Below are 12,950 nucleotides of genomic sequence, written 5' to 3'. Positions count from 1 at the left end.
CCGCCACGCTTCAACCGGCGGCGGCGATCCGGTCGCCCGGCGCGGCGGCCTTCCGCAGCTCCACCTCGCGCCGCCTGCGACGGGCCAGCACCACTCGGCGCTCGGCCGCGGTCAGCCCGCCCCACACCCCGTACGGCTCGGGCTGGAGCAGGGCATGCTCCCGGCAGTCGACCATGACCGGACAACGGGCACAGACCCGCTTCGCGGCCTCCTCCCGTGCCAGTCTCGCGGCTGTCGGCTCCTTGGAAGGGGCGAAGAACAATCCGGCTTCGTCCCGGCGGCACACCGCCTCCGAATGCCAGGGCCCGGCCTGATCCTCCCGAGCGGGACTCCGCTGGGGCGGTACGGCGGCGACCTGCAGGGGCTGATGCGGCAGTTGCAGCACGGTCTACTCCTGACGACGGCTTCGCGAGCGAGAGACGATGAAGCTTTCCCTACCCGCTGTACGCACGCCTATGCACTGAGTGGCAGCCAGTTCGGAGTCCGGAACGTGGTCCGGAATCCCGGACGCCCACGTGACAGGACGGCTTCGGCCGGAAGCGGCCGAGCCGAATGAGCCCGACGAACCGTACGAGCCGAACGAACCGGACGAGTCAGTGGCCGAAGTGCTTGCGGAGCTGATTACGGAGATCGGCGATGAACTTGCCGCGCTTCGGCTTGGCCTCGACATTGCCGAACACCGAGTACCCGTTCACGATCACCGTCGGCGCGTCCTGCTCTTCGGCCTCCAGCGTGAGCACCTCGAAATTGCCGAAGATTCCGGTGCCGTTGCCGCGCAGCGAGATGTTCTCGGGGACCGTGATCTCGACATTGCCGAAAATCGACGTCGCGTTGATCACGGTGGTCCGCTGCCCGAAGAGCGCCTCGGTCAGGTCGATCTCGATATTGCCGAAGAGCGCGAAGGCGTTGGTCTTGCGGCCGATGCGCCAGCGGCCCTTGCGGGTCGAACTGCTGAAGATCGCGACGAGGTTCTCGGCGGGGGCCGAGGGGTCCTCCGGGCCGTATTTGTACGAGCCCGACGAGGACTCGCCCGGGGCGGCCCGGCGGCCGTCGGCTCCGGTGACCGGCAAGTCACGTACCAGCGGCTCCAGTTCGGCGACGGTCTTGGCCCGGTACACGGAGTCGATCCGCTCGGCGTGCTCCTCGGCGTCCAGCCGGCCCTCCGCGAGGGCCTCCCGGAGGATGTCCGCGATCCGGTCACGGTCGGCGTCGGAGGCCCGGATGGCCGGGGGCTCCGCCGGCGCGACCGGCTTCTGCGTGACCGGCTTCTGAGGGTGCTTTTCGAGGTCCACGACCCCAGGGTAGCGAAACGCGATAGATCGCGACTAGGCCCTGTCCGGACCGGACATGGTGGAAGAACCGCCACGCCCCCGCGAGCAGTCGCGACTGAGCCTTACCTCACAGCATCGCTGTCGGTGCCGCGCCCTACGCTGGAGGACGCGCCGCGCGTCGCCAATGGAGGCCACGCCGCTGTCTGTCGAGTGAGGAATGGCCGTAATGCCGGAGTTTACGTACTCGGATCTGCTTCCGCTGGGAGAGGACACCACGCCGTACCGGCTGGTGACCGCCGAAGGTGTCTCCACCTTCGAGGCCGACGGCCGTACGTTCCTCAAGGTCGAGCCGGAAGCCCTGCGTACGCTCGCCGCCGAGGCGATGCATGACATCTCGCACTATCTGCGCCCGACTCATCTCGCCCAGCTGCGCCGGATCGTGGACGACCCCGAGGCGTCCTCGAACGACAAGTTCGTGGCGCTCGACCTCCTCAAGAACGCGAACATCGCGGCCGCGGGCGTGCTGCCCATGTGCCAGGACACCGGTACGGCGATCGTGATGGGCAAGCGCGGGCAGAACGTACTGACGAGCGGCGGCGACGAGGAAGCCCTTTCGCACGGTGTCTACGACGCGTACACGAAGCTGAATCTGCGCTATTCGCAGATGGCTCCGCTCACCATGTGGGAGGAGAAGAACACCGGCTCGAACCTGCCCGCGCAGATCGAGCTGTACGCGACCGACGGCGGCGCGTACAAGTTCCTTTTCATGGCGAAGGGCGGCGGCTCCGCCAACAAGTCGTTCCTCTACCAGGAGACCAAGGCGGTCCTCAACGAGGCCTCCATGATGAAGTTCCTGGAGGAGAAGATCCGTTCGCTCGGTACGGCCGCGTGCCCGCCTTACCACCTGGCGATCGTGGTGGGCGGTACGTCCGCCGAGTTCGCGCTCAAGACCGCGAAGTACGCCTCCGCTCACTATCTGGACGAGCTGCCGTCCGAGGGCTCGCCGACCGGCCACGGCTTCCGTGACAAGGAGCTGGAGGAGAAGGTCTTCGAGCTGACGCAGAAGATCGGTATCGGCGCGCAGTTCGGCGGCAAGTACTTCTGCCATGACGTACGGGTGGTGCGGCTGCCGCGGCACGGCGCCTCGCTGCCGGTCGCGATCGCCGTCTCCTGCTCGGCCGACCGGCAGGCCGTCGCGAAGATCACCGCCGAGGGTGTCTTCCTGGAGCGGCTGGAGAAGGACCCGGCGCGCTTCCTCCCGGAGACCACCGACGAACACCTCGACGAGGGACAGGTCGTGCGGGTCGACCTCAACCGTCCGATGGATGCCGTCCTCGCCGAGTTGACGCGGTATCCGGTCAAGACGCGGCTCTCGCTCACCGGACCGCTCGTGGTGGCCCGTGACATCGCGCACGCCAAGATCAAGGAGCGGCTCGACGCGGGCGAGGAGATGCCGCAGTACCTGAAGGACCACCCGGTCTACTACGCGGGCCCGGCGAAGACGCCCGAGGGGTACGCCTCGGGCTCGTTCGGCCCGACGACCGCCGGCCGGATGGATTCGTACGTGGAGCAGTTCCAGGCGGCGGGCGGCTCGAAGGTCATGCTCGCCAAGGGCAACCGCTCGAAGCAGGTCACCGACGCGTGCGGCACGCACGGCGGCTTCTATCTCGGCTCGATCGGCGGCCCGGCGGCCCGGCTCGCCCAGGACTGCATCAAGAAGGTCGAGGTCGTCGAGTACGAGGAGCTGGGCATGGAGGCGGTCTGGAAGATCGAGGTGGAGGACTTCCCCGCGTTCATCGTCGTGGACGACAAGGGCAACGACTTCTTCACCGAGCCGGCCCCGGCACCGACGTTCACCAGCATCCCGGTACGCGGCCCCGGTCTCGCCTGACGCCCCCCGACCGCCTGGCACCGCCAGGCTCCCCCGGGGCCCCGCACGGCCCCTTCGACGCGCCCTCCCCGGCCTTCCTCCGGGGAGGGCGTTCCCGTCTCCATGACCCGTCTCCATGACCCGTCTCCACGACACTCCCGGGGAACGTACGGGGGAACACATCGGATCAGCCGGACGCTCACCCTTGCAGGAGGTACGACGACGATGACGACCGACGAGAACCAGTACCGGACCGAGCACGACTCCATGGGCACGGTACGGGTCCCCGCCCACGCCAAGTGGCGTGCCCAGACGCAGCGCGCGGTGGAGAACTTCCCCGTCTCGGGACAGCGCCTGGAACGCGCCCATATCGAGGCCCTGGCCCGCATCAAGTCCGCCGCGGCCAAGGTCAACGCCGATCTCGGCGTGATCGACAAGGACATCGCGGACGCCATCCGGGACGCGGCGGCCGAGGTCGCGGACGGCCGCTGGGACGAGCACTTCCCGGTGGACGTCTTCCAGACGGGTTCCGGCACCTCCTCGAACATGAACACCAACGAGGTGCTCGCCACGCTCGCCACCGAGCGTCTCGGCCGTGAGGTCCATCCGAACGACCATGTGAACGCCTCGCAGAGCTCCAACGACGTCTTCCCGTCGAGCATCCATATCGCCGCGACCGCCGCCGTCACCGGCGAACTGATGCCGGCGCTGGACCGTCTCGCCGCCTCCCTGGAGCGCAAGGCCCAGGATTTCCGGGACGTCGTGAAGTCGGGCCGTACGCATCTGATGGACGCCACGCCCGTCACCCTGGGCCAGGAGTTCGGCGGCTACGCCGCCCAGATCCGGTACGCGGGCGAGCGGCTGACGGCCTCGCTGCCCCGGCTCGCCGAACTTCCCCTCGGCGGTACGGCGGTGGGCACCGGCATCAACACGCCGCCCGGCTTCTCCGCTGCCGTCATCGCGGAGGTCGCGCGCGCGACCGGGCTGCCGCTGACGGAGGCCCGTGACCACTTCGAGGCGCAGGGCGCCCGCGACGGACTGGTGGAGACCTCGGGCCAGCTCCGTACGCTCGCCGTCTCCCTCACGAAGATCGCCAACGATCTGCGCTGGATGGCCTCGGGCCCTCGCACCGGTCTGGCCGAAATCAGCCTCCCCGATCTCCAGCCCGGCTCCTCGATCATGCCCGGCAAGGTCAATCCGGTGATCCCGGAGGCCGTGCTGATGGTCGCCGCGCAGGTCATGGGCAATGACGCCACGGTCGCGACGGCCGGCGCCGCCGGGAACTTCGAGTTGAACGTGATGCTCCCGGTGATCGCCAAGAACCTCCTGGAGTCCGTACGGCTGCTCACGAACGTCTCCCGGCTGCTCGCGGACCGTACGGTCGACGGCATCACGGCCCATGTGGAGCGGGCCCGCGAGTACGCCGAGTCGTCGCCGTCCGTGGTCACCCCGCTGAACAAGTACCTCGGGTACGAGGAGGCCGCGAGGGTCGCCAAGCGGTCCCTCGCCGAGCACACGACGATCCGCGAGACGGTTCTGGCGGGCGGCTATGTGGAGCGCGGGGATCTCACCCTGGAGCAGCTCGACGAGGCGCTGGATGTGCTGCGCATGACACGGCCGTGAATACGTGAGGTGTGCCGTGGCGCCCGTACGCCACCGCCTAGGTCCTGTCCGGCCGATCTTCGCGGGCCCGCGACGCCTGGCACCGCACCTCGCGGCGTTGTCGGAGTCGCCCAAGTACGTCAGTACATGGGCGATCCTTCGCCTTGCGATGCACGGCACCAGACGCCGCGGGCTGATCCGCGAAGATCGACCGGACAGGACCTAGAGCGTGTCTTCAAAGTCCCGCCGGGCCCGCCCTTCGGGCGGACGGCGCTACTTTGAGGACAGGCCCTAGGATCTGCGCATGACAGCGACGGTGAGGGCGACGAACGGGCAGCATTGGGCGCCCGGCACACAGATCCTGTGGCGGTACCGGGAGAATGCCGGGAACCGCGTGCACATCTGCCGTCCTGTCACGGTCGTGCAGGACACCGACGACCTGCTCGCGGCCTGGCTCGCGCCGGACACCCCGTGTGTGAGGCCGGCCCTCGCGGACGGCACCCCGGTCCACCGCGAGCCGCTTGCCACCCGCTATACCAAGCCGCGCACGGTGGTGCACGACCGGTGGTACGGGATGGGCGTGCTGAAGCTGGCGAGACCCGGCGAGCCCTGGTCGGTGTGGCTGTGGTGGGAGCGCGGCTGGCGGTTCCAGAACTGGTACGTCAACCTGGAGGAGCCGCGTACCCGTTGGACGGGAGGCATCGATTCGGAGGACCATTTCCTCGACATCGACGTCTATCCGGACCGCAGTTGGCGCTGGCGCGACGAGGACGAGTTCGCGCAGGCGCAGCACGACGGCCTGATGACACCGGCGCAGGCGCGCCGGGTCGGGGAGGCCGGGCGCGCGGCGATCGAGGTGATCAACGCGTGGGGCGCCCCGTACAACGACGGCTGGGAGCACTGGCGGCCCGAGCCGCACTGGCCGGTGCCGGAGCTGCCCGCGGACTGGGACCGTACGGCGGCGCGGCTGACGCCCTGAGGGAACTCACCGTACGGCCGCGGTGAAGTGACTGATTCACGTCCGGGAACGCGCTCGGACGCATACGACCTCGTGAGATCCTTGATACGCCCCCGGGGTTGAAACGTAGGATCGTCCTCCGGAAGACCGGAGCGGGGCAACAGGCCGGTACGGAAAGCCGGCTGACCACTGGTCACATCGCATACGACCGCACACGTCACACTGTTCGCCCGCAACGACCCGCACAACTACGACCGTGAGCCACTACGAGGGGGTGGAGCCGTGCGTAAGGGCTGCCGCCCTGTCGACGCCGCCTGCCGCGCGGTAGTTTCGCCAGTCGAAACGATCGCATCGCACCCCCGGCCCGGACGGACGGAATCCCACGCGTGACGGAGCATCCCCCCTCCCACGAAGGCCGGCAACCACTGGTTGCCCGGTCGCAGGAACGCACCAGGCCGCGGCAGGAGGCCGGCGCCTCCGCCGTGCCGCAGCCCGTGGTGCCGGTGCCGGACCCCGTCGCGACGGCGCGGCGCGAGGGCGACCGGCTGCGCTTCGTGGGAGCCGCGACCCGGCGGATCGCACGCGGCATAGACCTGGACGAGATCGTGCTCGGGCTGTGCCGGGCGACCGTACCGACGTTCTCCGACGCCATACTGGTCTATCTGCGCGATCCGCTGCCCGTCGGTGACGAGCGCCCGGTGTCGCCGTTCGTGCTGCGGCTGCGGCGTACGGACCGGCTGCGGCTGACCGACGACGACACGGAGGGCGCCGCCGGCATCCCGGTCCAGCTGAGCGAAGGTCTGCGGCTGCCGATCCTCGACCCGCAGTCGGACGTGATCCCGGCCGCCGAGCTGTGCGAGGTGCGCTCCGGCGGCGCGCTCTCCGAGGTGCTGCGGGGCGTACGTCCGGTCTTCGGCGACTCGGCCGCGGCCCGTGCCGCACTGCCTGAGCTGCTCGGCGCCGACCGCACCGTACCGTCCGGGCACCGCGCGATCCTCGCGCCGCTGCGCGGCCGGCGGCGGGTCATCGGCGCCGCGGTCTTCCTGCGCAGACCTGACCGGGCCGCCTTCGAGCCGAACGATCTGCTGGTCGCGGCGCAGCTGGCGACACATACGGCGCTGGGCATCGACAAGGCGGTGCTGTACGGCCGCGAGGCGTATATCGCCGATGAGCTCCAGCGCACGATGCTGCCGGAGAACCTGCCCCAGCCGACCGGCGTACGACTGGCGTCCCGCTATCTGCCGGCCGCCGAGACCGCGCGGGTAGGCGGCGACTGGTACGACGCGATCCCACTGCCCGGCAGCAGGGTCGCGCTGGTCGTCGGCGATGTCATGGGCCACTCCATGACCTCCGCGGCGATCATGGGCCAGCTGCGGACGACCGCGCAGACCCTCGCCGGTCTCGATCTGCCGCCGCAGGAGGTGCTGCACCATCTGGACGAGCAGGCCCAGCGGCTCGGCACGGACCGGATGGCGACCTGCCTCTACGCGGTGTACGACCCGGTCTCGCACCGGATCACCATCGCCAACGCCGGTCACCCGCCGCCCATACTGCTGCACCTGGGCGGCCGGGCGGAGGTGCTCCGGGTGCCGCCCGGGGCGCCGATCGGGGTCGGCGGGGTGGACTTCGAGGCCGTCGAGCTGGACGCGCCCGCGGGAGCGACCCTGCTCCTCTACACGGACGGGCTCGTCGAGTCCCGGCTGCGGGACGTGTGGACGGGGATCGAGCAGCTGCGGGAGCGGCTCGCGGCTACCGCGCAGCTGACCGGACCCGACCACTCACCGCCGCTGGAGGCGCTCTGCGACGACGTCCTCGATGTCCTGGGCCCCGGCGACCGGGACGATGACATCGCGCTGCTCGCCGCGCGTTTCGACGGGATCGCGCCCAGTGATGTCGCGTACTGGTTCCTGGAGCCGGAGGACGCGGCTCCGGGCCGGGCCCGGCGGCTGGCCCGGCGTGCGCTGGCCCGCTGGGACATGGAGGAGCTGAGCGACTCGGTCGAGCTGCTGATCAGCGAGGTCGTGACCAATGCCGTGCGGTACGCGGAGCGTCCGGTGACGTTGCGGCTTCTCCGTACGGACGTACTGCGCTGTGAGGTCGGGGACGATTCGCCCCAGCTGCCCCGGCAGCGACGGGCCCGCGACACCGACGAGGGCGGCCGGGGGTTGTTCTTGGTCAACCGGCTGGCGCGGCGCTGGGGAGCGACCCGGCTCTCCACCGGCAAGGTGGTCTGGTTCGAGATCCCGACGCGGACGTAGGTCCTGCCCGGACCCAGGTCGTGGACGCGGACCAGGAGCAGCGGATCGGGGAGCACAGGGAACACAGGGATGAAACGGACCTAAGGGTATATGTTGCCGACGAGGTGTCGTAGAGGTTAGCTGGGGCAGGCGGCCGTAGTGACCGCTGTCCCAGCCCGGGACAGGGCCTGGGATCACTCCCTGGTCCCCTGGTCCCTCATTTCCCGGGCCCTCTATCGACGGGAGGCCCGCTCGTGACCGCGTCATCCCCCAAGACTCCCTACACGACCAACAACGCCGGCGTTCCGGTGGAGAGCGACGAGCATTCGCTCTCCATCAGCCCCGACGGCCCCATCCTGATGCAGGACCACTACCTCATCGAGAAAATGGCCCAGTTCAACCGGGAACGGGTTCCCGAGCGGGTGGTCCACGCGAAGGGCGCGGGCGCGTACGGAATCTTCGAAGTGACCAATGACGTCAGCCAGTTCACCAAGGCCGACCTCTTCCAGCCGGGCAGGCGCACCGACATGCTGGCCCGGTTCTCCACGGTCGCGGGTGAGCTCGGCTCGCCCGACACCTGGCGCGACCCCCGTGGCTTCGCGCTGAAGTTCTACACCGAATACGGCAACTACGACATGGTCGGCAACAACACGCCGATCTTTTTCGTACGCGACCCCATGAAGTTCCAGGACTTCATCCGCTCGCAGAAGCGCCACCCGGCCACCGGGCTGCGCAACAACGACATGCAGTGGGACTTCTGGACACTCTCCCCCGAGTCCGCGCACATGGTCACCTGGCTGATGGGCGACCGGGGTATCCCGAAGTCCTTCCGGCACATGAACGGCTACAGCTCGCACACCTATATGTGGGTGAACGGCGCCGGTGAGCGGTTCTGGGTGAAATACCACTTCAAGACCGATCAGGGTGTCGACCACCTCACCCAGGCCGACGCCGACGCGATGGCGGGCTCGGACGGTGACCACCACCGCCGTGATCTGTACGAGTCGATCGAGTCCGGGAACGCGCCGACCTGGAGCCTGAAGGTCCAGATCATGCCGTTCGAGGACGCGGCCGACTACCGCTTCAATCCGTTCGATCTGACCAAGGTGTGGCCGCACGGCGACTACCCCCTGATCGATGTCGGCCGGATGACGCTCAACAAGAATCCGGACAACTTCTTCATCCATATCGAGCAGGCCGCGTTCGAGCCCTCGAATCTGGTGCCGGGCGTCGGCCCGTCCCCGGACAAGATGCTGCTCGGCCGGCTCTTCTCGTACCCGGACACGCACCGCTACCGGATCGGCCCGAACTACGCCCAGCTGCCGCCCAACAGGGCGCGCTCGCAGGTGAATTCGTACGCCAAGGACGGTCCGATGCGGTACGAGGCGTCGAACGCGGCGAGGCCGTACGCACCGAACTCGTACGGTGGCCCCGCCGCCGATGTGGACCGGTTCGGCGACCCGGCGGGCTGGGCCGCGGCCGGCGAGATGGTGCGCGAGGCGTACAAGCTGCACCGCGAGGACGACGACTGGGGCCAGGCCGGCACGCAGGTCCGTCAGGTGCTGGACGACGCGGCGCGGGACCGGCTGGTGTCGAATGTCTCCGGGCATCTGGCGCAGGGGGTGTCCCGTCCTGTTCTGGACCGGGCACTCCAGTACTGGCGCAATATCGACAAGGTGATCGGCGACCGGATCGCCAAGAAGGCGAACGGCGGCTGACGTACGGACGCGGTCGCCGGACATGCTGGGGGTGTCGCCGAGGTGAGCCCAGAAGCCGCCAATAGTTGATCTTGAAGCTTCAGTGCTTCCTTCGGGCGGCGGGGTCGCGTTCGGCGACGTGCCGGGCGACCGCGTCGACGCCGGGGCGGGCTTACCGCTCCAGGGAGCGGACGGAGGTGTGGCGGGAGCGGGCCAGCAGCATCGGGGGGGAGGCGCCGCCTTCCGCGTCGTGGGTGAGCGCGGAGTGCCGCAGCCGGTGCAGCGTCCAGCCGTCCAGTTCCTCGTTGTCCTCGGGTGAGGTGAGCGGATTGGCCAGCAGCCGGGTGTTCTCCTCAAAGATCTCCTCGGCCCGGCGGTAGGAGAGCCGCGCTCGGCTGGTCTCCGGGCACATGTCGAGCGTCGCTGTCGCGGCCGGGGCCCTGCGGCCGGTGAGGAACAGCGGTCCGCGAGTGCGGCGGGCGATCAGGCGAGGCAGCAGCTGGGCGGTGCCGGACTGCCAGTGAATCCACTCGGTCGCCCCGCCCTTGGCGGTGATCCTGCCCCGCTTGTCCGCCGGGTACAGGTCCTCCACATTCAGGCACAGCACCTCATCGGCCCGCGCGGCGGACTCATAGAGCATCTTCCAGAACGTCTTCTCCCTGAGTCCGATGTCCAGGCGCCACAGGGCGGCGATCTGGTTCTCCGCCAGGGCCTTGGTGCGGTCCGGCGGTGCCGGCCGCCGCTCGATGCCGATCGTTGGATCGCTTTCGATCCAGCCCTGGCGCTGCCACCAGCCGATCGCCTTGCGTGCGATGGACAGCTCGCGGTTGACGGTGTCGGCGTCCATCTCGTCCGCCCGGGCCGCCGCCAGTTCGGCCAGCACCTCGGGCAGCGCTGGGTCGTCGTTCGCGGCGAGGGGGAAGACAGGCGGCTTCGCGCCCCGGCGGGCGGGTCCGGCCGGCGCGGGTTCGCTGGCGAGCATCCATCCCCACGTCGTCAGTGAGATCCGGTAGATCCGTGCGGAGGATTTGGCGATGCCCGCGCCTGTGAGGTAACGCTCGACCGCCGCGGTGTACGACGTGGGCGGGGCGGACAGGGGCACCACCCGGGCGCGCGGCAGCCGGAGCGCGCCCCCGCTACCGAGTTCGGTCACTGGTTCGATCGCCACGCCCGCCTGCCCTTCCAGCACTGCCGCAGTAAATGCGTACACCTCGCCTGCGGTGGCCGGAGAGTCCGCCGCAGGTCGCGTTGATCACGGTAGAAGCTCCGCCGCAGTAAATCCGGCATTTACCGCGACGGCGGATGTGGGAAGGCTGCCCGCGTGGTCCAGGCAAAGACGAAGGCCGGTACTACGGGGATCAGGGCGGTCCAAGGGAGCATCGCCACCGGGGAGCTGCTCAGCAGTCCGCCGGTGAGGGCTCCTCCTCCGATACCAAGGTTGAACGCGGAGACGTACCAGGAGGACGCCGCGTCGGGCGCGGGTGCTCCCAGGCGGAGAACACTCGATTGCAGCGTTACCGGCAGTGCGGCGAAGGCAACGCCCCACAGGGCCACGGCCACCACCGCGAGTGGCTGCAGCCGGACGCTCGCACCGAGCAGAACCAGTGAGCCGGCCATCAGGGCGATGGTGCTGAGCAGGACGGTGTGCGGGCGACGGTCCCCCAGGACACCGCCGAGCCAGGTCCCCAGGAAGCCCGCCAGTCCGTACAAGGCCAGGAGCATGCTGGTGGCGGCCTCGCTGAAGGCAGCGGCGTCGTGCAGGAGCGGGGTCACGTAGGTGTAGACGGTGAAGTGTCCGAGGACGAGCAGCGCGGTTGCTGTCACCATGTGTCGTAGGCCAGGCAGGCGCAGCGCATCGCCGAGGCATGTCGGCTGCGGCGGGGCGGGGCGGGGCGGTTGGGAATGTCGGGCAAGAGTCGCTGGGCGGCGGCGAGTGCCCCGAGACCGAGGGCCGCCGCGGCGCAGAAGGCACCGCGCCATCCGACGACGCCGCCGAGGACGGTGCCCAGGGGGACGCACAGGACGAGGGCCGTCGAGTTTCCGACGAAGACGACAGCTGTTGCGCGGCCCGAGCGGCCGGGCGTGGCGAGCGCGGCGGCGTATCCGGCGACGATCGACCAGAAGACCCCGTGCGCCATCCCGCAAAGGAACCGGCCGATCGAAAGCATCGGGTAGCTCACCGCGGCCGCAGAGAGCACGGTGCCGAGGGAGAAGACCGCACTGACGGTGATGTAGAGGCGCTTGCGCGGCCAGCCCGCGGTCCGATGGGTGAGCGGAGCTGCCGTCAGTCCGACGGTGAAGGCGTACACGGTGACAAGCAGCCCCACCCGTGATCGCGCGACTCCCAGATCGTCGCTGATCGGCGTCAGCAGCCCGACCGGCAGCAGCTCTGTGGTGACGACGACGAAGGTCGTAGTGGCGAGAACGAGCAGGCCGGCCCGGCGCCGGGCTGGCGACTTCGTGGGCGGACCGGCCTGATCCGTGAGGAGCGGTGCGCTCACGCTGACGTGGCGGGCAGAGCGGCGAGGAACTCGCGGACGTGGCGGAGCCAGGTCGCTCGGTCTGCCGCGTTCAGGACGTGGGCGGCGCCGGGCAGTTCGATCAGCTGGGAGCCTGGGATGCCAGCCGCCAGGCGGTACGAGCTTTCGGGCAGCACCAGCCGGTCGCCGGTCGGCGCCACCACCAGGGTGGGTGCGGACACCTTCGCCAGGTCGGTCCGGACGTCCACGCGGGACACCAGGTCGAAGTGGTCCAACGTGCCCGGCGGCATCGCGGCCAAAGTCTGGGCGACTGGTGCGTCGAGGTCGGCCGGTTCGACGTCCGCCAGGTCCGCCGGAGACATGCAGGACAGGAGGGCGAGTCGTGCGAGGTCGTCCCACTGACCGGCGAACGCCAGGGATTTGATCAGCTGGGCGGCGAGCGCCAGGACGGGGTCGGCGGTAGGGAAGCCGGCAGTGAGGACGAGGGCCCGGACACGGTTGGGGTGGCGTGTGGCGATCCGGACGGCCACGGCGCTGCCGAGGGACTCTCCGAGGACGGTGAAGGAGTCCGGGCCGGCTGCGATGGCGGCCGCGACCAGGCGGTCGGCGAGGTCGTCCAGGTCCAGTGGTTCGACGGCTGCGGGGGAGCCACCCGCACCGGGGTAGTGCGGACCGACGAGGGTGTGGTCCTGGGCGAGGTCGTCGAGGACGAGGCCGAAGTTTCCCTCGATGCCGCCGCCGGCGCCGTGGGCGAGCAGGAGTGCGGGGCCGCGCCCCTGCACGAGGACATCAAGGTGAGGGGTGGGAAGCGCATGGTCAGTGGTCATGCGGCCGA

The 12,950-nt window shown here is 69.6% G+C and carries 11 protein-coding genes; 5 read left to right on the top strand and 6 right to left on the bottom strand.

Annotated elements, in window-relative coordinates; translation table 11 throughout:
* Window positions 1-10: 10 nt before the first annotated feature.
* Together ACIRQP_RS04840 and ACIRQP_RS04835 are read right to left on the bottom strand one after the other, a co-directional pair.
* The gene (locus tag ACIRQP_RS04840; protein ID WP_403883496.1) at window positions 11-385 is read right to left on the bottom strand and encodes a WhiB family transcriptional regulator; all 375 of its coding nucleotides are present in this window, start codon (window positions 383-385) and stop codon (window positions 11-13) included.
* 208 nt (window positions 386-593) lie between these two features.
* Window positions 594-1,292, bottom strand: coding sequence for a DUF1707 domain-containing protein (locus tag ACIRQP_RS04835; RefSeq protein WP_403883493.1), 699 nt, complete (start codon window positions 1,290-1,292; stop codon window positions 594-596).
* A 205-nt stretch (window positions 1,293-1,497) separates the two neighbouring features.
* Here ACIRQP_RS04835 and ACIRQP_RS04830 point away from each other — a divergent pair, with 205 nt between their 5' ends.
* From ACIRQP_RS04830 to ACIRQP_RS04810, 5 genes are all read left to right on the top strand, one after another.
* Window positions 1,498-3,162, top strand: coding sequence for a fumarate hydratase (locus ACIRQP_RS04830; RefSeq protein WP_403883490.1), 1,665 nt, complete (start codon window positions 1,498-1,500; stop codon window positions 3,160-3,162).
* A 204-nt stretch (window positions 3,163-3,366) separates the two neighbouring features.
* Complete coding sequence (locus ACIRQP_RS04825; protein WP_403883487.1) at window positions 3,367-4,764, top strand: class II fumarate hydratase; 1,398 nt, start codon at window positions 3,367-3,369, stop codon at window positions 4,762-4,764.
* A gap of 283 nt (window positions 4,765-5,047) precedes the next feature.
* Entirely contained in the window at window positions 5,048-5,722 is a 675-nt protein-coding gene (locus tag ACIRQP_RS04820) for a DUF402 domain-containing protein (RefSeq protein ID WP_403883484.1), read from the top strand.
* Between the two features lie 365 nt (window positions 5,723-6,087).
* A complete protein-coding gene (locus ACIRQP_RS04815) occupies window positions 6,088-7,959 on the top strand; it encodes a SpoIIE family protein phosphatase (protein ID WP_403883481.1) in 1,872 nt (623 codons plus the stop codon).
* Window positions 7,960-8,192: 233 nt separating this feature from the next.
* Window positions 8,193-9,656, top strand: a complete 1,464-nt coding sequence (locus ACIRQP_RS04810; protein WP_403883478.1) for a catalase — start codon at window positions 8,193-8,195, stop codon at window positions 9,654-9,656.
* A 151-nt stretch (window positions 9,657-9,807) separates the two neighbouring features.
* Here the strand turns inward: ACIRQP_RS04810 and ACIRQP_RS04805 are convergent, their stop codons facing one another.
* From ACIRQP_RS04805 to ACIRQP_RS04790, 4 genes are all read right to left on the bottom strand, one after another.
* Entirely contained in the window at window positions 9,808-10,803 is a 996-nt protein-coding gene (locus ACIRQP_RS04805; RefSeq protein ID WP_403883475.1) for a tyrosine-type recombinase/integrase, read from the bottom strand.
* 119 nt (window positions 10,804-10,922) lie between these two features.
* Window positions 10,923-11,462 carry a hypothetical protein gene (locus ACIRQP_RS04800; protein WP_403883472.1) on the bottom strand — a complete coding sequence of 180 codons (540 nt, stop codon included), beginning with the start codon at window positions 11,460-11,462 and terminating at the stop codon, window positions 10,923-10,925.
* Window positions 11,456-12,136: an MFS transporter gene (locus ACIRQP_RS04795; protein ID WP_403883469.1), complete on the bottom strand. Its 681-nt coding sequence runs from the start codon at window positions 12,134-12,136 to the stop codon at window positions 11,456-11,458. The genes ACIRQP_RS04800 and ACIRQP_RS04795 overlap by 7 nt, the downstream gene beginning before the upstream one ends.
* Complete coding sequence (locus ACIRQP_RS04790) at window positions 12,133-12,942, bottom strand: alpha/beta fold hydrolase (protein WP_403883466.1); 810 nt, start codon at window positions 12,940-12,942, stop codon at window positions 12,133-12,135. Before ACIRQP_RS04790 ends, ACIRQP_RS04795 begins: the two co-directional genes overlap by 4 nt.
* Window positions 12,943-12,950: the final 8 nt, after the last annotated feature.

The organism is Streptomyces sp. NPDC102274, assembly GCF_044766385.1.
In the GTDB taxonomy this organism is placed as follows: domain Bacteria; phylum Actinomycetota; class Actinomycetes; order Streptomycetales; family Streptomycetaceae; genus Streptomyces.
Note: the sequence above shows the minus strand (reverse complement) of the source record. Positions and strands in the feature narration are given on the sequence as shown.